This is a genomic window from Actinoalloteichus sp. GBA129-24 (assembly GCF_001941645.1).
In the GTDB taxonomy this organism is placed as follows: Bacteria; Actinomycetota; Actinomycetes; order Mycobacteriales; family Pseudonocardiaceae; genus Actinoalloteichus_A; species Actinoalloteichus_A fjordicus.
This window is the reverse complement of record NZ_CP016077.1, coordinates 5,839,967-5,863,677: the sequence shown is the minus strand read 5'-3', so window position 1 is coordinate 5,863,677 and position 23,711 is coordinate 5,839,967. Positions and strand designations below refer to the sequence as shown.

The window sequence follows — 23,711 nt, the reverse complement described above, 5'->3', positions numbered from 1 at the left end:
CTCGTCCCAAGAATTCAGATCATCCACGAGGAGTACCCGTGTCTGTCATCGAAGTGCGAAACCTGCGCAAGAGCTATCCGAATCACGTCGCGGTGCACGACGTCTCCTTCACCGTGGAGGAGGGCGAGATCTTCGGAATCATCGGTCCCAACGGTGCCGGGAAGACCACCACGGTGGAGTGCATCGAGGGCCTGCGGGCCCCGGACGGCGGCAGCATCGAGGTGCTCGGTCGGCATCCGAGGCGGGACCGATCGGAGCTGCGCCAGCTGATCGGGGTGCAGCTCCAGGAGAGCGCGCTGCCGGAGAAGGCGACGGTGCGCGAGTCGTTGGAGCTGTACAGCTCCTTCTACCGCACGCCGGTCGACTGGCGGCCCCTCGCCGAGGCCCTCGGCCTCACGGACAAGCTGAGCAGCCGTTACGGCAAGCTCTCCGGCGGCCAGAAGCAACGGCTGTCCATCGCGTTGTCACTGGTGGGCGGGCCGAAGATCGCCTTCCTCGACGAGCTGACCACCGGGCTGGACCCGCAGGCCCGGCGGGACACCTGGGAGGTCATCGAGGGCGTCCGGCGGCGGGGCGTCACGATCGTGCTGGTCACCCACTTCATGGAGGAGGCCGAGCGCCTCTGCGACCGCATCGCCTTGATCAACGGGGGCCGAGTGGCCGCAGTGGACAGTCCCGGCGGGCTGATCGCGAATGTCCAGGCCGAGCAGCGCATCCGCTTCCGCCCGTCGGCCCCGATCGACGACCGCGTCCTCGCCGCACTGCCCGAGGTCACGTCCGTGGAACGACAGGGCGACCGGCTGCTGGTCAGCGGCTCGGGAGACCTGTTGCTGGCAGTGACCACCGGCCTGGCCGCCGTCGGTGTCAGCCCCGTCGACCTGCGGATGGATCAGGCCAGCCTCGAAGACGCCTTCGTCGCCCTGACCGGGCGGCGCATCGAAGAGAACCCCGTCGCAGCAGGGAGCAAGTGACATGTCTCAACTGACCAGGCTCTTCGTCCACGAGTGGAAGCTCTTCTTCCGCGACCCGACCGCAGCGATCCTCGGCTTCGCCTTCCCGCCCGCACTCTTGGTGATCTTCGGCATGATCCCGATGTTCCGGGACGTGATACCCGAGGCCGGGGGTGTGCGGCTGCTTGATCTGTACGTGCCGATCATGATCGCCATTGCGCTCGCCACCGTCGCCATCAACACGCTGCCCGCCGTGATGGCCACCTACCGGGAGAAGGGCATCCTGCGCAGGCTGTCCACGACACCGGTGTCCCCGCTGTCGATGCTGCTCGCCCAGCTGCTGGTGAACATGGCCGTCGCGCTCGCCTCGATCGCCGTGGTGATCGTGGTGGCACGGTTCGCCTTCGACTCGCCGCTGCCGGCGAACCCCCTCGGTCTAGTGCTGGTCGTCGTGCTGTTGGCGGTCTCGTTGTTCGGTATCGGGCTGCTCGTCTGTGCGCTGGCACCGAACTCCCGGATGGCCTCGGGAGTGGCGACGTTCATCTACTTCCCGGTCATGTTCTTCGCCGGAGTGTGGGCGCCCCGCGACACGATGTCCGACCTGTTGCGCACGATCAGCGACCTCACGCCCATCGGTGCCGGGGTGCAACTCCTGCAGGACACCTACCAGGGCGGCTGGCCCGTGCTCGGTGCCGTCGCCGTGGTCGTCGCCTACGGCGTCGTGCTCATCGGGATCGCGGCCAAGACCTTCCGGTGGGACTGACCCGGATGTGATCGGGAGCGTCGGTGCGTTCCGGTCGCTGACGGTCTGATCGACATCGTCCGTGAGCCGCGTGACGGCCGGACGTCGGCACCGATCACGCAGCCCGATGACGATCGCAGCAGAGCCGAGCCGCCCCTTGCGGGCGAGCCGGTGAAAGAGGGAGCTGCTGCGGCGTCGGCTCAGAGCTGCCGACCACACTTCGGCCAGAGCCGCCGACCCGCCTGCCGGGTCGGCGGCTCCGGTGTCTCCTACGTCCTGCCGAAGCAGGCCGAGCGATCTCCGACCGGCCGCCGGCCGGTCCCGACACGCCGTCGGGCAGGATGACCGTGTTTGTCCAGCGTCGCAGGGGGAGACCATGAGGAGGTCAGTCGTCTGATGCTGCGTCGGTTCCGGAGCGGGCGAGACCAGTACACGCCCCGCCCGCCTGACCCGCACCCGTCCGGGGCACGTCCCCCCGCCATTCCGCCAGCGTTGGTGCCCAACCACGTTGCGCTGGTGATGGACGGCAACGGGCGATGGGCGAAAGCCAGAGGGCTGCCCCGCACCGACGGTCACAGACGGGGCGAGGAGGTGCTCAGCGACGTCGTCAGCGGAGCCATCGAACTCGGCGTCAAGTGGTTGTCGGTCTACGTCTTCTCCACGGAGAACTGGAAGCGAAGCCCGGATGAGGTGCGCTTCCTGATGGGCTACAACCGCGACGTGCTGCGCAAGCGCACCGACTTCATGGTCGAGCACGGGGTGCGGGTGCGCTGGGCGGGCCGCCGTCCCAAGCTGTGGCGCAGCGTCATCGACCAGCTGGAGGACGCCGAGGAGCGCACCAAGGACAACGATGTCCTCACCCTCACGCTGTGCGTCAACTATGGCGGCCGGGCCGAGATCGCCGACGCCGCCAAGGAGATCGCGCAGCGGGTGGCCGCAGGCGAGATCAACCCGGACAAGGTCGACGAGAAGCTCATCGCGAAGTACCTGTACAACCCGGAGATGCCGGACGTCGATCTCTTCCTCCGGCCCTCCGGCGAGCTGCGTACCTCGAACTTCCTGGTCTGGCAGTCGGCCTACGCCGAGCTGGTCTTCATGGAGACGCTGTTCCCCGACTTCGACCGGATGGCGTTGTGGCGGGCCTGCGAGGCCTACGCCCAGCGGGACCGGCGCTTCGGCGGCGTGAAGAACCAGCAGGCCGGACCCACCCCGCCCGCCGAGGGCGACGACGTCGTCATCGAAGAACCGAACGGAGGCGCCAGCTAAGTGACGGACTCGGAGATTCCCTCGGACCAGAGAGCGGGCGAGGCGGCCAAGACCGCGGAACTCCTCGCCGCCGCCCGTGAAGCGCTGGAGCGCTATCACGAGGTGCACACCGACGACGACGGCGCGTTGACCTTCCGCCACGGTGAGGTGCCGTGTGCCGTGCAGGCCATGCAGCTGGCCGAGGGGCTCACCGTGCTCAGCCTCACCTGCGTCGTCGCCTGGGACCTGCCGGACGACGGCACGCTGGCGAGATCGGCCGCCGAACGGGCCGGGCAGGGCCTGTTCGGCACCCTCGGCGTCGTGCGCACGGAGCGGGGCATGGACGTCACCCTTCGGTATGCCTTCCCGGCCGAAGGCATGGGCGCCACCCCGCTGAGCACCATGCTGATGCTGGTGGTGTCCACCGCGTCGCAGCTGCGGACCGAGCTGTTGGACACGGTGGGCGGTCAGGACAGGCCGTGATCCGTGGTGCGCCGTCGGAGTCCGCGGCGGTTCGCGGGCGAGCGGCCTCGGGCGCGGATGGGAGACCGGTACGACGATGAGCGGTGGTCAGGAGGCGACGCGCTCGCCGGAGCCTGCATCGAACGGGCCAGACGTCCGGGAATCGCCGACCTCGGCAACCGGGCTCGAGCCGCCCGTCGCGGGCGAGCCGAGAACTCGGCGGGTCACCTCGCTCGAACTGCTCTGCGTCCTGCTGCTCGCCGCGATGCTCTTCCAGGACCGGCTGGTCGGCCTGCTCGACGCGCCTGCCCTGCGCACCGGGGCGACCGTCTTCGTCGCCATCTGCGTGCAGGCGTTGCCGTTCCTGGTCCTCGGCGTTCTCATCAGCGGGCTGATCGCGGCGTTCCTGCCGCCGAAGGTGCTCCGGCGGCTGCTGCCGGGCAACGAGGCGGCGGGCGTCCCGGTCGCCGGGCTGGCCGGGCTGGCCCTGCCGGGCTGTGAATGTGCGTCCGTGCCGGTGGCACGGCGCATGATGCAGCAGGGCATCGCCCCGTCCGCCGCCCTGGTGTTCCTGCTCGCCGCGCCTGCGATCAACCCGATCGTGCTGGTCTCCACGGCCGTCGCGTTCCCCGGTGAGCCGCTGATGGTGCTCGCGAGGTTCCTCGCCTCCCTGCTCACCGCGATGGTGATGGGGTGGCTCTGGATCAAGTGGGGGCGGACGGAGTGGATCGCCGAGCGGGCCCTGCGCAGGCTGCCCGACCAGCAGGCGGGTTCCCGCTGGGTGAGCTTCGTCGAGACGGTGCGCCACGACCTGGTCGAGGCGGGCGGCTACCTGGTGCTGGGCGGGCTGGCCGCCGCCGTGCTCAATGTCGCGGTCCCGGCCTCCTGGCTGGACAGCCTCGGCGGACAGGTCCTGCTCGCGGTGATCGTGATGGCGCTCGCCGCCGTCCTGCTGGCCCTGTGCAGCGAGGCCGATGCCTTCGTGGTGGCCTCCCTGCCGGGGCTGCCGCTGCCTGCGCGGCTGGCCTTCCTGGTGGTCGGCCCCGCCGTGGACATCAAGCTGATCGCCATGCAGGCAGGCACCTTCGGCCGGTCCTTCGCCGCTCGGTTCGCTCCCGCGACCTTCCTGGTCGCGGTGCTCAGCGCGGTGCTGGTCAGCGCGCTGCTGCTCGAGTGGTGAAATCCGGGCGCGACCCGGTCGGCTCGGCCTGCCGGGGCGCGATCGGGGACACTCGACGTCTATCGAGGTGCCCGCCGCCGGTCCGGCGTCGTCGTGGGCGTGGCAGCTGCGGTGGGCTGCGTCGGGTGGCGGCCGCCGTCGAACGACGGGGTCGACTCCGGTGCGGTGTCGTCGAGTAGGCCGGGCTCGTCGAGACCGCCGGGCCTGACACACGAGAGAGGGCGGTGACATGCGACGCGAGACGCAGAACGTGCTGCTGGTGCTGTTGGGCGGCGCGTTGGTGAAGATCTCGTTGGACGGCACCTATCTGCGTTATGTCCGTCCTTCGCTGCTTCCGCTGCTGCTCGGTGCGGGTGTGGTCATCGTCGCCGTCGGCGTGGCGGCCATCGTCTTCGACATCTGGGGACATCGGGGCGCTGCCGCGCAGGCGGCTGGAGCAGGCGGCGAGGGTCGCGACCGGGAGCCGGGCCACTCGCCCGGCCGAGCCGATCCGACCCCGGACGGGCTGCCCGGAATCGGGTCCGTCACCACGGTCGACGCCGCGTCCACGTCCCGGTCACGGGCGGTCGACCTCGTGGGTGCGGCCGGGCGGGCGACGGCCGCTGCCGACGAGGCTCCCGGCCCTGCCTCGGGCCCGGCCGGTGCGGCGCAGGCCTCGGGGGAGGCCCGCCGGGCTGCTCCGGAGAGAGCCGATGCCGCCCTGGTCCACAGCGGGGCGGACGGCCATGGCCACGGTCACGGCCGGTCCTCGTGGATGCTCATCCTGCCGGTCCTCGCCATCCTCATGGTCGCGCCGCCCGCGTTGGGCTCCGACTCGGTGCAGCGGGCCGGAGATCGCTCGGTGATCACCGAGCGACCGCCGTCGGGCGGCGGTCTGTTCGGCCCGCTTCCCGAGGGCGACGTGCCCGAGATGCCGATCACCGACGTGGTGATGCGATCGGTCTGGGACGCGAGCGGCGCGCTGACGGGCAGGCAGATCTCGGTCACCGGGTTCCTGGTTCGCGACGAGGTCGACACCCAGGACGCCACAGCCTCCGCGGGCACACAGGCGGAACCCGGTGCGGTCCACGTCGCGCGCATCCGCATCATGTGCTGCGCCGCCGATGCCCTGCCCGTCAAGCTTCGGCTGGACGCCGACGGCGCCGAGGCAGCCACACTCGCCGCCCTGCCGGTGGACGGCTGGCTGGAGGTCACCGGCGAGGTGCGCACCGGCTCGGCGACCGAGGCCAACGGGAATGTCCCGGAGTTCGTCGTCTCGGGCGTCACGCCCGTCGAGGCACCGGCCGATCCGTACGAGTACTAGACCCGTCGACGCCGCGCCTCGGGTGCCGCCCTCCGGAGCGTGATCGCAGTCCGGACCGGTCGGGAGCGGGCCGGGCACCCTGCGGATGGCGAGCCCTGCGGCGGGCCGCTGTCCGGTGTCGACGCTCTCGAATCACGGGAGCCGTGCTTCGGCCTGGTGAGCGGGCCGCTGCCCGAGCCGGACGTCGTCGAAGGGCCGCTTCCGCCGTCGTCGGCGGTCAGACGCAGTCGGCGCAGTCGCCGAAGATCTCCAGGGTGTGACTGACGCGGTGGAAGCCGTGCTCCTCGGCGATGCGGGTCGTCCAGCGCTCCACCGCGGGCCCCTCCACCTCCACGGTCCGACCGCAATGCCTGCACACGAGGTGGTGATGGTGGTGGCTCGAACACCGCCGGTAGACGGCCTCGCCGGTGTCGGTGCGCAGCATGTCCACCTCGCCTGCCTCAGCGAGGGTCTGGAGGGTGCGATAGACCGTGGTCAGGCCGATGCCCTCCCCGTTCCTGCGCAGCTCCTCATGGATCTCCTGAGCGGAGCGGAACTCGGGCTGATTGTCCAGCAGTCGAGACACCGCCGTGCGCTGTCTGGTCGTGCGTACTCCGGGAACCGTCGTCGACGGTCTCTCACTGGTGGTCACGCGTCCTCCGCTCCGCTGCTCGGCTGGGGTTCCTCGACGTGCGTCACCGCGTCGACCACGATGTGGGCCAGATGCTCGTCCACCAGCCGGTACACCACTTCGCGGCCCTGCCTGGTGCCCTGCACCACGCCTGCGGACTTCAGCACCCGCAGATGCTGGCTGATCAGGGGCTGTGTGACGCCGAGCGACTCGACCAGCTCGTGCACGCAGCGTTCCGCCTGCCGGAGCTGGAGGACGATGGAGATGCGGACGGGAGCCGCGAGGGCCCGGAGCAGGTCGCCCGCCGCGATCAGCGTCTTGGGATCGGGCGTGGGCAGGTCTCCGGCGGCCGCCCGCTCGTCGCAGGGGGAGCCGGGCGCCTCGTCATGGGGGGCCAACGCCACGCCTCGGGCGGTGTGCTCGAGGCCGGGCACGTGCCTCATGGCGTCTGCGGTGGGCATCTCGGTCTCCAGGACTCGGGTGTCGTGACGCGGGGTCGGGCGTCGCCCGCCTGCTGCCGTCCATACTAGTTGCGGGCCGTCGCCTGCCTGGGGCGTCCGATCGGCCGCCCGCCCCTCGGCGCCGTCTCTCGGCTCAGCTCGCCAGACTGTTGTAGCCGACAGTAGCGGTAATCACAATCAGCATCAGCAGGGTGATCACCCGGAGGGCGCGCTCCCCCGGCGTGAGCGTCCGCCAGGTGACGAGCAGCAGGCCCAGGACGAGCAGGATGAGGGCGCTCAACAGCGTGACGCCGATCCAGCCGCCCAGCCACGCTCCGAGCAGGAACAACGCGATGACGACCAGGAAGGCCAGCGGGGGAGGCACCCGCGACAGCGGCCCCTCGCCCGGTGTCAGCCGTGTGCGCCGATCTCCTCTGCCTGGCACCGACAGGTCTCCTTCCGCGTGCTCCCCGTCCGATCCGAGAGCGGTTATCCTCGCACCCCGCGTCCTGGAGAGCCCGTCCTTGATCCCTGCCTTCTGAAGTCGCGCGGGGGCGGCGCGGCGATCTGCGGCGTCGTCGTCGGTCACCATGACTCCGCCATGGCTCCCTCCTGTCGCCTGGCAGCTCAGCCACGCACGGCGGAGAGGGACCGAAGACAGACTCTAAGGAGCCTGCCCGATGCTGCTCATCTGTCGCTATGCCGTGCCTGAGACGGGCATCGAGGACTTCCTGGCCCAGGCCAGGACGGCGATGCGGCTGCTCGGCGCGCAGCCCGGCTGTCGGGGCGTACAGCTCGCGCGGACCGTCGAGCACGATGCCGAGGGCGTCGACTGGACGCTGATCGCCCGCTTCGACTCGGTGGTGGCCTACCGCCGGGCGCTGTCGCCCTTCGACGTGCGAGAACACGTCGTCCCGTTCCTCTCCAGAGCCGAGGTCGGCGGCTCGGCCGTGCACGAGGTCCTGGTGGAGTCGGTTTCCGGGGAGGAGTCGCTCCGAGAGCAGGACAGCCTGTTGGCCGAGGACCGCGACAGCGTCCGACTCGGCGAGGTCGCGGGCCCGGACGTTCCCCGGCGCTGACGTCCGTCGCCGGATCGTCCCGCCGTGTCGGCACGCTCCGCCGGTCGAGTGCCTGCCGGTCGCCACGGTGCTCGCAGGCCGGGTGCCTGGCCCGGCGGGCCCACACCGGGCGGCGGCAGGCCGTGACGACGAATCTGCCGCCTGCCTCGTGGCTTTGGGCGAGCCGGGGCCGATCGGCGGCGGCTGGGCTGATCGAGTGAGCTTCGATGTCATCTTCGTCGACTTCCTGCCTGCCTGCTCCGTCGCTCTGCCATCATCCGGAACCGGCATGGTCGGCAGCGTGACTACACGGAGTGAGAGGCTGATGACCGGTGGGACGACCCCTTTCGGAGGATGGACCGCACGGTTCGGCTGCGGCTGAGCAGACTCGTCAGCGGTTCTGGACTCGGGGGCGGACGACGTCGCTGATCGCCGTCCTCGCCGCCGTGACGATCGGCATCACCGTCGGTGGACTGGTGGGCAACCCGAGCGTCGTGCCCGGCTCCGCGAGTGCGGCGGGTGACACACCCTCCGTCGAGGCCGAGCCGACGGCGGAGGAGACGCCCGAGGCTCAGCCTGCCCCGCCGCCTGCCGAGCACGCCAGGCAGCCGGGGACGATCTACCTGGCCGACGGCGGCTCCGCGCGCCTGGTACGCGAAGAGGTCGACGCCACCGGCACGCTGCCGGTGCCGGACAGCCTCGGCGAGGCCACCTGGTGGGGAGCCGGGCTTGGCGCCGCAGCCGGCGCGTCGGTGATGGCGGGCCATGTGAACTGGCAGGGTGCCCTCGGCCCCTTCGATCAGCTCCACCGCGCCGAGGTCGGCGAGCGCATCGAGATCGTCGACGTCGACGGCGGCGAGTGGACCTATCAGACCAGCGAGGTGCTGACCCTGCACAAGGACGAACTGCCCGGCCGGGCCGCCGACCTGTTCGGTCAGGACGGCGATCACCGACTGGTCCTGGTGACCTGTGGCGGGCGTTATGTCGGCGGCCCGTCGGGCTACGAGGACAACCGCATCGTGGTCGCCACCCTGGTGGGCACACCCGACGTCGCCTGAGCAGCGCAGACGATCTTCGATCGCGGTCGGTCACCTGCCCCGACCTGCACTTCACGCTCATGGTCGTCATCGCCGCCCCGGCCGCTACGCTCGACTCCGACCGCCTGCCACGCAGTTCACCAGGCCTTGGGGAGCGTCCGTGCCTGCCGATGCCGATCGGATCGACACCATCGTCAGACTCTGCCGGGCCCGAGGCCTGGTCTACCCGAGCGGGGAGATCTACGGCGGGGTCCGGGCGGCCTGGGACTACGGGCCGCTGGGCGTCGAGCTGAAGGAGAACGTCAAGCGGCAGTGGTGGAAGGCCGTCGTCCACGGCAGGGACGACGTCGTCGGCCTGGACACCTCGGTGATCCTGCCGCGCGAGGTGTGGGCCGCCTCCGGTCACGTCGAGGAGTTCGTGGCCCTTCTCGTCCAGTGCACCGCATGCCATCACCGGTTCCCGGCGGCGGAGCTCGTCGAGGAGTACCGGGCCCGCACGGGCGAGGAACTGGACGAACGCGCGCTGCTGGCGCTCACCTGCCCGGACTGCGGAAGTCGCGGACGGTTCACCCAGCCGAGCCTGTCCAGCGGGATGCTGGCCACCCGGCTGGGGCCGGACGAGGCGGATGACAGCCCGTATCACCTTCGGCCGGAGACGGCCCAGGGTGCCTTCGTGAACTTCCACTCCGTGCAGGCCACCGGGCGTCGCCGTCCGCCCTTCGGCGTCGGCCAGATCGGCAAGGTCTTCCGCAACGAGGTCACCCCCGGCGACTTCCTGTTCCGCTCCCGCGAGTTCGAGCTGATGGAGCTGGCCTACTTCGTGCCGCCGGATCAGGACGAGCACTGGCACCGGTACTGGATCGACGCGCGCACCGACTGGTACACCGGCCTGGGCGTCGACCGGCAGAACCTCCGGCACTACCCGCATCCGGCGGACCACCTGGCGCACTACTCGCGTCGCACGGTCGACGTCGAGTACCGGTTCGGGTTCCCCGGCCGGGAGTGGGACGAGCTGGAGGGGATCGCCAATCGGGGCGACTTCGACCTCGACGCCCACGCGGAGCGCACCGGCGTCGATCTGTCCTACTACGACCGCGCGGCGGGCAGCCGGTATCGGCCCTTCGTCATCGGGCCCTCGGTCGGGGTCGGTCGGGCGGTGCTGGCCTTTCTGTTGGACGCCTACACCGAGGAGGAGACGCCCAACCCGATCGGCGGCGTCGACCGGCGGGTGGTGCTGCGGCTGGACCGCAGGCTCGCCCCGGTGAAGGTCGGAGTGCTGCCGGTGTCGCGCAGCCCCGACCTCGCGCCGCAGGCGGCGGCCGTGACGGCGGAGCTGCGACGCAGCTGGAACGTCGAGTTCGACGACTCCGGGGCCATCGGGCGGCGCTACCGGCGGCAGGACGAGATCGGCACCCCGTTCTGCGTCACGGTGGACTTCGACGGCCTTCTCGACCACGCGGTCACCGTCCGGGACCGGGACAGCCTCGTCCAGGAGCGGGTGTCGCTGGACAAGCTCAACGACTACCTGGCCTTCCGGCTGCGCGGCTGCTGAGCGGGCTCCCGGCCTCGGACGTCGCAGGGGCGGCGGAGGGTGCGGGCGGAGGCCGCCTGCCCGGCAGGGCTCGGCTGCGGTCGTTCGACGCGGCGCCGCGCGGGCCGCTGCGCCGGGCGATTCAGGGCAGGCGACGGACGTCCAGCCGCTGTTCGGCCGCGCCCGTCTCGGCAGAGGCGTCCCGCTCCACCAGATAGGCACCCGCCTGCCCGTTCTCCGCCACGGCCTCGACCAGCGTCGTGCCGTGGTAGAGCAGGCCCGCGCCGTCGTCCGTGCAGTGGGCGGGCGGCAGCGCCCCCGAGGCGACGGCGGCATGGACGGCGGGCCTGCGGGCGGCCTCCGAGTCGTAGTGCACGCCGTTGCCATAGGGCAGCAGCGCCAGCCCGTCGGTGACCAGCCGCAGGTCCGGGCCGAAGGAGTCGGTCGGGCCGCCGACGAACCAGCACAGCGAGCCTGCGGACACGCCGCCGAGCACCACACCGGCCTCCCAGGCCTGCCGCAGCACCTCGGGCAGGCCGTGCACCCGCCACACGGCGAGCAGGTTCGCCACCGAACCGCCGTTGACCCACACGACGTCGTGCGCCAGCACCAGTCCCGCGAGATCCGTGGTGGGCGGCATCGGGAACAGGTTCAGTGCGGTGACCTCGATGTCTGCCTGGTGACCCGCCTCGGTGACCGCGGCGCTCTGCCAGCGTTGATCGCCGCTTGCCGTGCCCACGTGACAGAGTCGTGGCCTGCGTCCCGTCACGCCGGAGAGCTCGACGGCGAAGTGGATCAGCGGCGCGAACTCGATCTCGGTGCTGGCGCCCCGGCGCATTCCACCGGACGTGGCGAGGATCGTGGGCTGGTCGGCTGGCATCGGCCCATCCTGGCGGTCGGTCGTCGATCCGCTGAGCCGGGGCCTGCACGGCGCCGCCAGCGCGGGTCCGGGCGCCCCGCGACCTCGGGCCGTCGCGCGGTTCGGGGGCGACCGACGCCCGAGCCGGCCGCACCGACGGCGGCGGGCCCGGTCCGGCGGTCGTCGACCCGCACCGTCCCGGCCGGGCCCGACGACGCGCGGGAGACGGTCGAAAAATCCAGACCACCGTCGCCAGGACACCCGCCGCTCTGCGACGATCTCCGACATGACCGCCCCTGAGGACCGGCTGCGGGGTCTCCACCTCGGCAGGCTGCTGACTCGCACCGTCGTCGGCACCATGTTGATCATGGCGCTCGTGGTCGGCGGCACGCTGTTCCGGGTGTGGTTCGTGGCCCGTCAGGACGACCGCAGTCGCGCCGACGTCGTTGTGGTGCTCGGTGCGGCCCAGTACGACGGGAGACCGTCCGCCGTGCTGGAGGCGCGACTGGAGCACGCCGTGACGCTCTACGAGTCGGGCGTCGCCGACCACATCCTGACGGTGGGCGGCAGACAGGCAGGGGACAACTACACCGAGGCGGAGGCAGGCGAGTTCTGGCTGGTCGAACACGGCATCCCGCAGGACCGGGTGGTCGCCGTCGGCGAAGGCGTCGACACCCTGGGCAGCTTCCGGGTCGCCGCGCGCGCCATCTCCGAACGAGGGTGGGACTCGGCCGTGATCGTCAGCGACCCGTGGCACTCGCTGCGGGCCAGGACCATGGCTCGTGACGCAGGCATCGACGCCTGGGTGTCACCGACCCGACGTGGTCCGATCGTGCAGACCAGGGAGACCCAGGCCCGCTACATCCTGCGAGAGACGGCCGCCCTGCTCCATTACCGCTTCACCCACGCTCCCGCCGAGGGCGAGGACAACGGGCTCAAGTGATCCGGGACGATCACCGGTCCCGGCTGTGCTGCCGCAGGATCGCGATCACGTGGTTCTTCAGGAGTCGGGTGGTTCCGCCCGCTCGAACGGCGGCATCCCGGCAGGCACCCTGTCGAGACCCGCACCCTGCCCTTAGGCTGCCCCGGTGTCGTCCGACTACCGCGACCATGACGCGGCTCGTCTGCTGAGCGAACCGCCCAAGCACGCCGTCCTCGACGCAGGCCGGGCCGAACAGCGCAGTGCCTTCGCGCGCGACCGGGCCAGGGTGCTGCACTCCGCGGCCCTGCGCAGGCTTGCGGGCAAGACCCAGGTGGTCGGGCCCGACGAGGGCGATGTGCCGCGCACTCGGCTCACTCACTCGCTGGAGGTGGCCCAGATCGGCCGAGGCATCGGCGCCGAGCTGGGCTGTGATCCCGACATCGTCGACACCGCCGGGCTGGCACACGACATCGGCCATCCGCCGTTCGGCCACAACGGGGAGCGGGCGCTGGACGCCGCCGCCGGTCCGTGCGGCGGCTTCGAGGCCAACGCCCAGACGCTGCGCATCCTCACCCGCCTCGAACCCAAGGCGTTGGCCGAGGACGGCAGTCCGCACGGGCTCAACCTGACCAGGGCCTCGCTGGACGCGTCGACGAAGTATCCGTGGCCGCGCGTCGCAGGCACGCGGAAGTTCGGTGTCTACGAGGACGACCTCCCGGTCTTCGGCTGGATGCGTGCGGGCGCCCCCGACCGGCGTCGTTGCCTGGAGGCGCAGGTCATGGACTGGGCGGACGACGTCGCCTACTCCGTCCACGACGTGGAGGACGGGGTGTTGTCCGGCCGGATCTCCCTGCGACTGCTGGCCGATCCGGCGGAACGGGCCGCCGTGGCGCGGCTGGCGGCCGAGAGCTTCTCCGACGACTCCTCGGCCGCGCTGGAGGCCGCCGCCGAGGGGCTGCTGCGGCTGCCCGTGGTCGTCGACGTCCTGGATCACGCGGGCAGCCTGTCCGACCAGGTGGCATTGAAGCGTCTCACCAGCGAACTGGTCGGCCGGTTCGCCGCCGCCGCGGTGTCCGGGACCAGGGCGAAGTTCGGCGACGGTCCACTGTGTCGCTACCGGGCCGATCTGGTGGTCCCCGCCGAGGTCGCCGCCGAGGTCGCCCTGCTCAAGGCGGTCGCCCTGCGGTATGTGATGAGCGATCCGAAGCGGCTTCAGGTGCAGACCATCCAGCGCGAGCTGCTGGCCGAACTGGTCGAGGCACTGGCCGACCGAGCACCCGACGAGCTGGACCCGGCGTTGCGGCCCGCCTGGGAGGTCGCGGGCGACGACGCGGCGCGGCTGCGGGTGGTCCTGGACCAGGTGGCCGCGCTGACCGACGGCCAGGCGGTGCGGTGGCACGCCAGACTGACCGGCCGGGACGGCCCCGGCATCGAGTGAGCGATCTCCCCGGCCGACCCGCTTCGGCCGGCAGACTGGGCCCATGGCGCGCGGATCGCTCTCGCACCTGACGACCTCGTCAGGGGGCGCGGCGCCGGGCCGAGGCTTCGACGTTCGCTCGGCGGGCAGCGGGGCTGCCTGTTGATCACGAGCGGCGGCGCTGCCGAGCCGGGGTCGCCGGGGCCGAGTTGCGCTGATCGGAGGTCGCGGCCGGGAGGTCGCGGTGGGAAGGTCCCGCCAGGAGATTCGGTGGGATGTCCCGCCGAGAGAGCCGGCGGGAAGGTCCCGCAGGGGATCGCGACGGCGGAGGAAGGCCGTCGGACGGCGACTCCGACCAGCCGTCGGAACCCGATGGACGTCACCGCCGATGTCTGCCGCAGCGTGTTGGGCCTGCCGCTCGGTCACGCGTCCGTGCGCCTTTCGCCGATCGAGCCGACGACAGACAGGGGTTGTTGATCACCGTGGACGACCGTGCACACCTCTCCTTCGCACTGAACCTGCACCGGGCGCTCGCTCCGAGCGACGGCGGTGACTTCTGCTGGTCACCGCTGTCCGTCGCCAGCGCGCTCGGCCTGGCCGCGGCGGGCGCGCGGGGCAGCACCCGAGACGAACTGAGCCGCGTGCTCACCGACGGCTCGCCGGACGACCTGCATCGGGTCGCGGGGCCGCTGATCGCGTCGGCGGAGCTGAGCACCTCGGGCGGTGGCGAGGACCCGCCGATCCTCTCGGTGGCGAACACGTTGTGGACCAGGGACGATCTCGTCGTCCACCCCTCGTTCCGGCGCAACCTCGAACAGTGGCCGGGCGGCGCGGTCAAGGGTGCGCCGTTCGAGGCGGACCCGGAGGGCGCGCGCACGTTGATCAACGAGGACGTCGCCGACCTCACCAGGGGGCTCATTCCGGAGCTGCTGCCCGCAGGAACCGTCGAGAAGCGAACGATGGCGGCGCTGGTCAACGCCCTGTACCTCAAGACGGCGTGGGTCAATCGGTTCACCGAGGGCGCCACCAGCCCGCTGCCGTTCCACGCGAGGGCGGGCGTCCGCGAGGTGCCGACGATGACGCTGACGGAGCGGATGCCCTACGCCGTCCGCTCGGGCTGGCAGGTCGTCGGGCTGCCTGCGAAGGGCGGAGTCGAGGCGGTGATCCTGCTGCCAGACGGCGAACTGGCCGAGGCCGAGGCGGGCCTGGACGGCGCGACGCTGGGCGCCCTGCTCGACGCGATTCGGGCCACCCGGGTCGAGTTGTTCCTGCCTCGGCTGCGCGTCACGGGCCGTGCCGACCTGAAGGCCTCGCTCAGCGGGCTCGGGGTGCGCTCGATGTTCCGCGACGATGCGGACTTCAGCGGGCTGAGCGAGTCGCATCCGGTGCAGATCTCCTCGGTGCTGCACGAGTCGGTGCTGCAGATCGACGAGGAGGGGCTGGAGGGCGCCGCCGCGACGGCTGCGATGTTCGTGCTGGCGGGCGCGATGGTCCCGCAGCGGCCGATCACGGTGCGGGTCGACCGTCCGTTCCTGCTGTTGATCCGCCATCGTCGGAGCGGCTCGGTCTACTTCCTGGCCCGCGTCACCGACCCGAGCTGAGTCGCCGCGCGCGGCGTCGTCCGCGCGTGCCGGGCCCACTCGACCTCGGCGGCGCCGACCCGGACCCGTGCCGGGCGGGCGCCGCCGCGTGGTCTCGGGGTCGTGGTCCGAGGAAGCCGCCTGCTCCTCGGCTCGGGCACGGGCGACCGTCGCGGTGATCCTGGTCGAGGGGCTCGCATGCGACCCCCTCGTGAGCGCCGCCGGTCGGCTCATCGCCTGCGTCACGTCCGTCGCTGCGTCGTCGGGTCGGACGTGACGAACCGAGGCCGGTGCGACGGCGTCGGATCGAGTCCGCCGGGCGGCCGTGGATCAGGAGGGCGACACGAGCACCATTGCCGCCACAATTACTTCAGTATTAAACGAACTTGATGCCGTCGAGGCGATGAGGACGGTGGCCTGCGATGCCACGGCGGCACTCATCGCCGACCGACGTCGCGTAGGCCGCCGACATCGGCGGGCGGATTCCTCGGCGCCCTGGAGCGGGCGGGGTGCGACTGAGCGAGGCGTTCTGCATGGCCGTCGCCTCGCGGCCGCGCCCCGCGTCGCCGCAGGCCCAGCACGCGGGATGCCGCCGCTGCCGTCGGCGTTGCCGCTCTCGCGGGTCAGACGTCCACGCGAGTCAGCTTGTCCGGATTGACCAGATCGAAGACGGCCTCGATGCGGCCGTCCCGGATCGCGATCCAGGCGACGCGGCGTTCGATGGGCACACCGTCGGCCTCGACCGCGACATCCACTGCCGACCCGCCCGTACTCGACCCGGCTGCGCTCGGCCCTTCTGCGCTCGGCCTGTCGCCGCCGATCAACACCCCGAGATCCCCGTTCACCAGCACCGGTACGCCGCCTAGCGCGAGCCGAGTGCCGTACCGGTTGACCAGACCGAGCAGGAAGCGGATGACCTTCTCCGCGCCGATAACCGGCCGGACGGCGGTCTTGGCCCGGCCGCCGCCGTCGCCGTGGACGACCACGTCGGGATGCAGTACGCGCGTCAGCGCCTCGGTGTCCCTGGCGGCCAGCGCGGTCAGGAACTCCTCGAGCAGCCGTCGTTGCTCGGCGGGATCGGCGCGCGGCGGCGGATCGGCGGCGGCCACCAGCCGCCGGGCCCGCGAGGCGTGCTGGCGGGCAGCGACGACCGAACAGCCGAGGATGTCGGCGATCTCGGCGAAGGGCACCGCGAAGCCGTCATGCAGGACGAAGGCCAGTCGCTGGTCCGGGGTGAGCCGCTCCAACACCAGCAGCGCGACGATCCGCATCCCGTCGGCCTGCACGATCTGCTCCAGCGGATCGGGCGTCGACGCCCGACCGTCGTCCGGGCGAGCGACGAACGGCTCCGGCAGCCAGGGCCCGACGTACCGTTCGCGTCGCGCACTCGCCGAGCGCAGCCGGTCGACGCAGATCCGGCCGACCACGGTCGTCAGCCAGGCACGGAGGTCCCGGATGCCTGCTCGATCCGGCGCCCCCAGCGCGGCCAGCCGCAGCCACGCCTCCTGCACGGCGTCCTCGGCGTCGGCACGCGTGCCGTGCAGCCGGTAGGCGACTCCCGTCAGGTGCGGACGGTGCTCCTCGAAGCGTTCGGCCAGTTCCACGAGATCCGCGGTCCCCGCAGCTTCCGCGGTCTCCTTCTCGACACGGCTCACCCCGGCATTCTCCGCCCGCTCGCCGACTCGGCGACGCCAGGTCGGCCCCCTCCCATAGACTCGCCGACCGTGGCAGGACGCATCCGGGAAAGCGACATCGCCGAGGTACGCGACCGGAACCGGATCGACGAGGTGATCGGCGAGTACCTCGAACTGCGTCGTGCGGGCGCGGGCGCGTTGAAGGGGCTGTGTCCCTTCCACGATGAGAAGAGTCCGTCGTTCAACGTCCGGCCCACGCACGGCACCTTCCACTGCTTCGGCTGCGGCGAGGGCGGCGACGTCATCGCCTTCCTGATGAAGCGCGAGCACCTCAGCTTCGTCGAGTCCGTGGAGCGCCTCGCGGATCGGGTCGGCATCCGGCTCAACTACGTCGGCGGCAGCGCCGTCGTGCAGCGCGACCGGGGCACCCGGCTGCGGCTGGTCGAGGCGCACAAGGCCGCCGCCGAGTTCTATGCGGAGGCGCTGCGCAGCGCGGAGGCGGCCGAGGCCAGGGAGTTCCTCAAGACCCGAGGTTTCGACGAGGCCGCCGCGACTCGCTTCGGCTGCGGATTCGCGCCCTCGGGATGGGACCGGCTGACCAAGCACCTGCTGGGCCGAGGTTTCGAGGCGGCGGAGCTGTACAAGGCGGGCCTGGCCAAGGAGGGCAGGCTGGGGCCGATCGACCGGTTCCACCGCAGGCTGCTGTGGCCGATCAAGGACCTGAGCGGCGACGTCGTCGGCTTCGGCGCGCGGCGCATCTTCGACGAGGACCCGATCCAGGCCAAGTACGTCAACACCGCCGAGAGCCCGATCTACCGCAAGTCCCAGGTGCTGTTCGGTCTCGACATGGCCAAGCGGGAGATCGCCAGGCGGCATCAGGTCGTCGTCGTCGAGGGCTACACCGACGTGATGGCCATGCACCTGGCCGGGGTGCCGACAGCGGTCGCCTCCTGCGGAACGGCCTTCGGTGACGAGCACATCAAGGTGCTGTCGCGACTGCTCATGGACGCCTCCTTCAACCAGGCCTCCCTCGGCTCCGAGGTGATCTTCACCTTCGACGGCGACGCGGCGGGCCAGTCGGCGGCCCGAAAGGCCTTCGACAGCGACCAGAACTGGTCGGGGAACACCTTCATCGCCGTGGCGCCGGACGGCATGGACCCCTGCGAGCTGCGGCAGGAGAAGGGCGACCCCGCCGTGCGCGACCTGGTCGCCCGCCGCCGCCCGCTGTACGAGTTCGCCATCCGGGGCGTGGTCAAGAGCCATGATCTTGACACGGCAGAGGGCCAGCTCGCCGCGCTGCGCTCGTCGACGCCGCTGGTGGCGCAGATCCGCGACGTCGCCCTGCGCGACGAGTACGCCCGTCGACTGTCGGGCTGGGTGGGCTGGGACGACACGCCCTCGGTGGTGCGCGAGGTCCGTGAACTGGCAGGCGGCGGCCGTCGTGAACCGGCGCGGCCGACGCGGCAGGCCCGGCAGCCCGCGCCGGGGCGGGGAGCCGGGGACGACAGCGGCCCGCCGAGGCCCGCGCCGGACGACCCGCAGCTCTGGCTGCAACGGGAGGCGCTGAAGGTCGCGCTCCAGTGGCCCGCGCTGGCGGGGCCCGTCTACGACTCGATCTCCGAGCAGGCCTACACGCATCCCGCCTACCTGGCGGTGCATCGGGCGCTGATCGCGGCGGGCGGAGCCTCGGGCGGGCTCTCGGGCTCCGGACTGGTCGCGGCCATGGCGGAGCACTGCCCGCACGCCTCGGTCCGGTCGCTGCTCACCGAGCTGTCGGTGGAGTCGCTGCGGTCCCGATCGGAGGAGGACGCGCTGTACGTGGCGAGCCTGCTGGCCAGGCTCAAGGAGTCCGTGGTGGCCAGGGAGATCGCCGAGCTGAAGTCTCGGTTGCAGCGGATGTCGGCCACGGAGGAGCCTGAGGAGTATCACGCCCTGTTCGGAGACCTGGTCGGGCTGGAGCAGTATCGGAAGGCGCTTCAGGACCAGGCGGTGGGAGGACTGTCGTGAGGGATCTCATCCGTCGACTGCGGCTGTGGGTGGTCGGTTCGCCGAAGCTGCCCGCGAGCTTCACCGGAACCCTGGAGACCGATGAGCGGGTGCTCGCGGTGGCCACCACGAAGGGCGGCGGCGCGGTCGTCGCGACCCGGCTCGGGCTGTGGCTGCCCGAGGTGTCGGGCTCTCGGCGAGTGGGCTGGCACCTGATCTCCAAGGCGACCTGGAAGGACGGCAGCCTGACGGTGGTCGAGGCGGAGTCGGCGGGTGCTGCGGGCGAGGCCGAGCTGCTCACGGACCTGCCGCCTCGTCGGTATGCCATCGCCGAGGCGGGTCGCGTCCCCGAGGCCGTCCTGAAACGGGTGAACGCCTCGATCACCTCTCGGCATCATCGTGAGCTGCCCGGCGGCGGGGCGTGGTTCGTGCAGCGGCGGGTGCCCGGCCGCGACGGCGTGCTGCTTCAGGTACGGATCGACCCCGGCACGGACCGGGCCGTGGTGGCCGACATCGCGTCCGAGGTGGCCGCGAAGCTCGCCCAGGCCAGACCGCCCGTCGAGTAGCGACTCGGTTCTCCCGATTCATTCGTTCCGCCGTGCTCCTTCTGCCGCCTCGCGGGTCCGCAGGGTCCGGTCGAGGCGGCGTCACGGCGCGGTCGACAGGCGGTGACGATGTGGGACTTCTCCCGTCGATCCCGGCTGTTCCGGCCCCATCGACACCACGAAGGGAATAAAGTACGTACGTACGTTTTTCAAGAGGAGGCGCGATGGCCACGACGAAGTGGAATCCGGAGACCTACCTGACCTTCGCCGACCAGCGGGGCAGGCCCTTTCACGAGCTGGTCGCTCGAATCGGTGCCGAAGATCCCCGGCGGGTGGTCGACCTCGGCTGTGGGCCGGGCAACCTCACCGCCACGCTGTCCCAACGCTGGCCGGACGCCGACATCGAGGCGGTCGACTCCTCGCAGGAGATGGTGGACGCGGCGAAGGCGGCAGGTGTGCATGCGCGCCTGTGCGACGTCACGGCCTGGCAGCCCGACGAGGACGTCGACGTCGTGCTCAGCAACGCGGTGCTCCAGTGGGTTCCCGGCCATCGCGAGCTGCTGCGGAGCTGGCTGACCCGGCTGCGGCCCGGCGCGTGGCTGGCCTTTCAGGTGCCCGGCAACTTCGATGCGCCCTCGCATCACGAGATCCGCACGTTGGCGGGGTCGCCCGCCTGGCGAGACCGCCTCGACGGGCTGGCCATGCGCGCACCGGGTGCCGTCCTCGACGCGGTGGGCTACGCGACTCCGCTGGCGGCGCTGGGTGCCGAGGTCGACGCCTGGGAGACCACCTACCTCCAGCGGCTGACCGGGGAGGACCCGGTCCTCGACTGGGTGAGCGGAACGGCGTTGCGCCCGATCAGGAGCGTGTTGACCCAGGCGGGCTGGGCCGAGTTCCGGGCCGAACTCGGGCCGAGGCTTCGGTCGGCGTATCCGAGACAGGCCGACGGCGTGACCTGGTTCCCGTTCCGGCGGATCTTCGTCGTCGCCCGGCGGCTCGGCTGAGGTCGGCGGTGCTCGGGCCGTCCTGACCGGTCCCGTCGCGCAACCCGTCCTGCGCTGTCGAGGCGGGGGCGGGCTCGGTCCGGCCGCGGAACTGGTGAACCGGGACGACGGCCTGGCCGCGGACGCTGCCGGCGCGGCCCGGCGGCCGCGGGTCCAGGGGTCCGGGGGTGGCACTCGACGAAGCGGACGGCCGAGGTTCGACCCCCGGCCGTCCGTGTTCTCTCGTGCGAACCGGTGTCAGACCAGCAGGTCGTCCGGCTGCGGGTGCTTCGGGCGGGTCTGCTGCTCCACTCTGCCCCGCACCTTCGCGGTGACGTCTCGCACGATCGGGTGATCAAGGGCTCGGCGATAGGCCTGCACGATCTGCTCGTACCGAGCCCGGCCAGCCTTGGCCCCCAATACGTAACCAATGGCCGCGCCCAGCAACAGCTTGGTCATGGTGCCCTCCTCGGTCGATGCTCGTGTGGACCATGTTCCCGCATCGCGAGGTGTTCAACCGAGGGGTGGTGAAAACCGGTTCCGATGGTGCGCTAGAGTATGTCTCGTCGGACTTGAAGTCCGGCGAGAGAACTGAATAACCTTCCTCCGTAGCTCAATTGGCAGAGCATTCGGCTGTTAACCGAAGGGTTGTTGGTTCGAGTCCAACCGGAGGAGCCTCACTCACCCCAGGCCGCCGGCCTGGGGTTTTTCGTCGTTGCGGCCGGGGCCGAGACGATCACGGCGCGTCGACGGCCCGGAGACAGCGCAGACCCTGTGCCCGCAGCGCGTCGGGCAGCTCGGCGGGGCCGGTGACGAGGGTGAAGTCGACCCGTACCGAGGTGATCATCCACACGAGGTCCGCCACCGTCTCGCCGCCGACGTGGAAGAGGCAGCTGCGTTCGTCGACCGCCTCCACGACGCCCATTCCCGGCCAGATCCGGTCCGCGACGGCCTCGGCCGCGTGGTGCAGCGTGAACGTCGCCTGACAGGGCCAGGTCCGCGCGGACAGCCGGTGCGTCAGATATGTCGCGGCGTCGCCGTGCGGCGGGGTCCGGCGGGGGAACGAGGGCCCGGTCGGCGTGCGCGGCGTCAGCCGGTCGACGCGGAAGGCACGCCAGTCGTCCCGATCGACGTCGAAGGCCACCAGGTACCAGCGCCGGCTGAAGCTGACGAGGTTGTGCGGCTCGACCGTCCGGATCGTCACCCCGCCACGCGGGCCTGCGTAATCGAAGCGCAGCCGCTCGCGTCGGTGGCAGGCGTCGGCCACGGCCATCAGAGTCTGCGAGGAGACCTGCGGGCCGGAAGTATCGCCCACCCGCATGGTCGTCGAGTGCAGCACCGCGACGCGGTGGCGCAGCCGGGACGGCAGGACCTGTTCCAGTTTCGCCAGTGCCCCCAGGGCACTCTCCTCGATGCCGGCCACCGAGTTCTCCGCCGAGGTGCGCAGTCCGACGGTCACCGCGACCGCCTCGTCGTCGTCCAGCAGCAGCGGCGGCAGCGCGGCGCCTGCACCCAGCCGATAGCCCGAGATGCCCTGGCTGGCGTGCACGGGATAGCCGAGGTCCCGCAGCCGCTCGACGTCGCGGCGAACCGTGCGGCGGCTGACCCCCAGCCGCTCGGCCAGCTCGGCACCGGAGAAGTCGCGGCGTGCCTGCAGCAGGGACAGCAGCTTGAGCAGGCGGGCGGAGGTCTCCAACATGCCGTCGATCCTCGCAGGAACATAGGAGCGATCCGGTCCTCAGAGCCTGTCTTTGATCCCCACTTTCCTGTTGCGCGGGGCCAGCGCGGCGATCTGCGGCGTTGTCGTCAGTCAACATAACTCCGTTATGTCTCCTTCCTCCGCCTTGCAGCTCATCCACGCTGATCCCCGCTCACGACGGAGGGGGATCAAAGACAGGCTCTAACGCCGTTCTACCGTCGCCGCCATGACGACTCCTACCCCCGAGATCCGCCCGTTTCGCATCGACGTTCCGCAGGATCGACTCGACGACCTGTCCGCCCGCCTGGCCGCCACCCGCTGGCCGGACGAACTGCCGGGCATGGGGTGGGACCACGGGATGCCGGTCTCCTATCTGCGAGGGCTCGTGGAGTACTGGCGGACGGGGTACGACTGGCGGGCGCAGGAGACGGCGCTGAACGAGATCCCGCAGTACATCACCGAGATCGACGGGCAGCAGGTCCACTTCCTGCACATTCGTTCTCCCGAGCCTGCCGCGCTGCCGTTGGTGATGATGCACGGCTGGCCGGCGTCCTTCGTCGAGTTCCTCGACGTGATCGGCCCGCTGACCGACCCCCGGTCGCACGGCGGCGATCCCGCCGACGCCTTCCATCTGGTCATCCCCTCGCCGCCGGGCTTCGCCTTCTCGGGGCCCACCCGTGAGGCGGGGCAGAGCGGCAGTGAACGCCACGCGGAGGTCGTCGCCGCGCTGATGGCTCGGCTGGGCTACACCTCCTACGGCACGCAGGGCGGCGACTTCGGTTCGCTCGTCGGCCCGCAGATCGGCCGAATCGCCACCGAGCACGTCGTCGGCGTCCACGTCAACGGCCTGCTCACCATCGGCGGCTGGGACCAGGACACCAGCGGATGGGACGAGGCCGATCAGCGAAGGCTGGCGGAGCAGGGCGGCTTCGAGGAGGTCGGGGGCTACGCGGCGATCCAGTCCACGCGTCCGCAGACGCTGGCCTTCGGCCTGCACGACTCGCCGGTCGGGCTGCTGGGCTGGATCGTCGACCTGTTCAAGACCTTCTCGAACCCGGCGAAGGAACTGCCGGAGGACGCGGTGGACCGGGACGCGCTGCTCACCAACGTGATGATCTACTGGTTCACCGAGACCTTCGCGTCCTCGACTCGGATCTACAAGGAGTCCACGCACTGGGGTGCCGAGCTGGCCGACTCCGGCGTCCCGACCGCCTGTGCGCTCTTCCCCGGCGACGTCACCATCCGGGCCGTCGCCGAGCAGCAGCACACCGTCGTGCGCTGGACCGAGTACGACCGGGGCGGCCACTTCGCGGCGATGGAGGCTCCTGATCTGCTCGTCGAGGACGTCCGGGCGTTCTTCCGCACCCTGCGTGCTGCCTGAGGCGGGGCCGACCGGCAGACCCCGGCATCGCGATGCCTGCGCCTGCCGGACCCTCGAATCCCGCAGGCCTTCGACGCCGGTGCCTGCGGTCGCGCGTCGGACTCGATTCCCCACCTGATGCTGTTGAGCTTCGTCCCGATCCGGGCC

Annotated in this window: 23 protein-coding genes and 1 tRNA gene; 17 read left to right on the top strand and 7 right to left on the bottom strand. The window is 71.2% G+C overall.

The window, feature by feature from the left end; translation table 11 throughout:
- Nucleotides 1-38 precede the first annotated feature (38 nt).
- The 6 genes from UA75_RS25130 to UA75_RS25105 all read left to right on the top strand — a co-directional run bounded on the left by UA75_RS25130 (nt 39) and on the right by UA75_RS25105 (nt 5,882).
- Nucleotides 39-971 (top strand): ABC transporter ATP-binding protein, encoded by a 933-nt coding sequence (locus tag UA75_RS25130; RefSeq protein WP_075742362.1) that lies wholly within the window; start codon nt 39-41, stop codon nt 969-971.
- 1 nt (nt 972) lies between these two features.
- Nucleotides 973-1,713 (top strand): ABC transporter permease, encoded by a 741-nt coding sequence (locus UA75_RS25125; RefSeq protein WP_075742361.1) that lies wholly within the window; start codon nt 973-975, stop codon nt 1,711-1,713.
- 375 nt (nt 1,714-2,088) lie between these two features.
- A complete protein-coding gene (locus UA75_RS25120) occupies nt 2,089-2,958 on the top strand; it encodes an isoprenyl transferase (RefSeq protein WP_083683589.1) in 870 nt (289 codons plus the stop codon).
- On the top strand, nt 2,959-3,420 hold the full coding sequence (locus UA75_RS25115; protein WP_232251123.1) for a YbjN domain-containing protein: 462 nt from the start codon (nt 2,959-2,961) through the stop codon (nt 3,418-3,420).
- Between the two features lie 76 nt (nt 3,421-3,496).
- The gene (locus UA75_RS25110) at nt 3,497-4,579 is read left to right on the top strand and encodes a permease (RefSeq protein WP_083683587.1); all 1,083 of its coding nucleotides are present in this window, start codon (nt 3,497-3,499) and stop codon (nt 4,577-4,579) included.
- Nucleotides 4,580-4,808: 229 nt separating this feature from the next.
- Nucleotides 4,809-5,882 carry a TIGR03943 family putative permease subunit gene (locus UA75_RS25105; protein ID WP_075742360.1) on the top strand — a complete coding sequence of 358 codons (1,074 nt, stop codon included), beginning with the start codon at nt 4,809-4,811 and terminating at the stop codon, nt 5,880-5,882.
- Between the two features lie 217 nt (nt 5,883-6,099).
- Here UA75_RS25105 and UA75_RS25100 read toward each other — a convergent pair whose 3' ends face one another.
- The 3 genes from UA75_RS25100 to UA75_RS25090 form a co-directional block, all read right to left on the bottom strand.
- On the bottom strand, nt 6,100-6,513 hold the full coding sequence (locus UA75_RS25100) for a Fur family transcriptional regulator (RefSeq protein ID WP_075742359.1): 414 nt from the start codon (nt 6,511-6,513) through the stop codon (nt 6,100-6,102).
- The gene (locus UA75_RS25095; protein ID WP_232237425.1) at nt 6,510-6,953 is read right to left on the bottom strand and encodes an ArsR/SmtB family transcription factor; all 444 of its coding nucleotides are present in this window, start codon (nt 6,951-6,953) and stop codon (nt 6,510-6,512) included. The genes UA75_RS25100 and UA75_RS25095 overlap by 4 nt, the downstream gene beginning before the upstream one ends.
- A 133-nt stretch (nt 6,954-7,086) precedes the next feature.
- Nucleotides 7,087-7,377: a hypothetical protein gene (locus tag UA75_RS25090; RefSeq protein ID WP_083684150.1), complete on the bottom strand. Its 291-nt coding sequence runs from the start codon at nt 7,375-7,377 to the stop codon at nt 7,087-7,089.
- 235 nt (nt 7,378-7,612) lie between these two features.
- Between UA75_RS25090 and UA75_RS25085 the strand changes: the two genes are divergently transcribed.
- From UA75_RS25085 to UA75_RS25075, 3 genes are all read left to right on the top strand, one after another.
- The gene (locus UA75_RS25085) at nt 7,613-8,011 is read left to right on the top strand and encodes an antibiotic biosynthesis monooxygenase family protein (protein ID WP_075742358.1); all 399 of its coding nucleotides are present in this window, start codon (nt 7,613-7,615) and stop codon (nt 8,009-8,011) included.
- Nucleotides 8,012-8,322: 311 nt separating this feature from the next.
- Complete coding sequence (locus UA75_RS25080; RefSeq protein ID WP_083690901.1) at nt 8,323-9,048, top strand: class F sortase; 726 nt, start codon at nt 8,323-8,325, stop codon at nt 9,046-9,048.
- 139 nt (nt 9,049-9,187) lie between these two features.
- Nucleotides 9,188-10,579 (top strand): glycine--tRNA ligase, encoded by a 1,392-nt coding sequence (locus tag UA75_RS25075; RefSeq protein WP_075742357.1) that lies wholly within the window; start codon nt 9,188-9,190, stop codon nt 10,577-10,579.
- Between the two features lie 121 nt (nt 10,580-10,700).
- On the opposite strand, the gene UA75_RS25070 is transcribed toward UA75_RS25075, so the two are convergent.
- A complete protein-coding gene (locus tag UA75_RS25070; RefSeq protein WP_075742356.1) occupies nt 10,701-11,438 on the bottom strand; it encodes a peptidase E in 738 nt (245 codons plus the stop codon).
- A 265-nt stretch (nt 11,439-11,703) separates the two neighbouring features.
- On the opposite strand from UA75_RS25070, the gene UA75_RS25065 reads away from it, so the two are divergent.
- The 3 genes from UA75_RS25065 to UA75_RS25055 all read left to right on the top strand — a co-directional run bounded on the left by UA75_RS25065 (nt 11,704) and on the right by UA75_RS25055 (nt 15,357).
- Nucleotides 11,704-12,360, top strand: coding sequence for a YdcF family protein (locus UA75_RS25065; RefSeq protein WP_075742355.1), 657 nt, complete (start codon nt 11,704-11,706; stop codon nt 12,358-12,360).
- 145 nt (nt 12,361-12,505) lie between these two features.
- Nucleotides 12,506-13,777: a deoxyguanosinetriphosphate triphosphohydrolase gene (locus UA75_RS25060; RefSeq protein ID WP_075742354.1), complete on the top strand. Its 1,272-nt coding sequence runs from the start codon at nt 12,506-12,508 to the stop codon at nt 13,775-13,777.
- 455 nt (nt 13,778-14,232) lie between these two features.
- Nucleotides 14,233-15,357, top strand: a complete 1,125-nt coding sequence (locus tag UA75_RS25055) for a serpin family protein (RefSeq protein WP_075744183.1) — start codon at nt 14,233-14,235, stop codon at nt 15,355-15,357.
- Between the two features lie 602 nt (nt 15,358-15,959).
- On the opposite strand, the gene sigJ is transcribed toward UA75_RS25055, so the two are convergent.
- On the bottom strand, nt 15,960-16,991 hold the full coding sequence (gene sigJ, locus UA75_RS25050; RefSeq protein WP_232237421.1) for an RNA polymerase sigma factor SigJ: 1,032 nt from the start codon (nt 16,989-16,991) through the stop codon (nt 15,960-15,962).
- A 69-nt stretch (nt 16,992-17,060) separates the two neighbouring features.
- Between sigJ and dnaG the strand changes: the two genes are divergently transcribed.
- The 3 genes from dnaG (at nt 17,061) to UA75_RS25035 (ending at nt 20,505) form a co-directional block, all read left to right on the top strand.
- A complete protein-coding gene (gene dnaG, locus UA75_RS25045; RefSeq protein WP_075742353.1) occupies nt 17,061-18,977 on the top strand; it encodes a DNA primase in 1,917 nt (638 codons plus the stop codon).
- Entirely contained in the window at nt 18,974-19,522 is a 549-nt protein-coding gene (locus tag UA75_RS25040) for a hypothetical protein (protein WP_232237419.1), read from the top strand. The genes dnaG and UA75_RS25040 overlap by 4 nt, the downstream gene beginning before the upstream one ends.
- 203 nt (nt 19,523-19,725) lie before the next feature.
- Complete coding sequence (locus tag UA75_RS25035; RefSeq protein WP_075742352.1) at nt 19,726-20,505, top strand: trans-aconitate 2-methyltransferase; 780 nt, start codon at nt 19,726-19,728, stop codon at nt 20,503-20,505.
- Between the two features lie 237 nt (nt 20,506-20,742).
- Here the strand turns inward: UA75_RS25035 and UA75_RS25030 are convergent, their stop codons facing one another.
- Nucleotides 20,743-20,943, bottom strand: a complete 201-nt coding sequence (locus UA75_RS25030; protein WP_075742351.1) for a hypothetical protein — start codon at nt 20,941-20,943, stop codon at nt 20,743-20,745.
- 143 nt (nt 20,944-21,086) lie between these two features.
- Here UA75_RS25030 and UA75_RS25025 point away from each other — a divergent pair.
- Nucleotides 21,087-21,159: transfer RNA gene (locus UA75_RS25025), tRNA-Asn, on the top strand.
- 61 nt (nt 21,160-21,220) lie between these two features.
- Here the strand turns inward: UA75_RS25025 and UA75_RS34135 are convergent.
- Nucleotides 21,221-22,183, bottom strand: coding sequence for a helix-turn-helix transcriptional regulator (locus UA75_RS34135; protein ID WP_075742350.1), 963 nt, complete (start codon nt 22,181-22,183; stop codon nt 21,221-21,223).
- A gap of 226 nt (nt 22,184-22,409) precedes the next feature.
- Between UA75_RS34135 and UA75_RS25015 the strand changes: the two genes are divergently transcribed.
- A complete protein-coding gene (locus tag UA75_RS25015) occupies nt 22,410-23,564 on the top strand; it encodes an epoxide hydrolase family protein (protein WP_075742349.1) in 1,155 nt (384 codons plus the stop codon).
- The last annotated feature ends 147 nt before the right edge of the window (nt 23,565-23,711 follow it).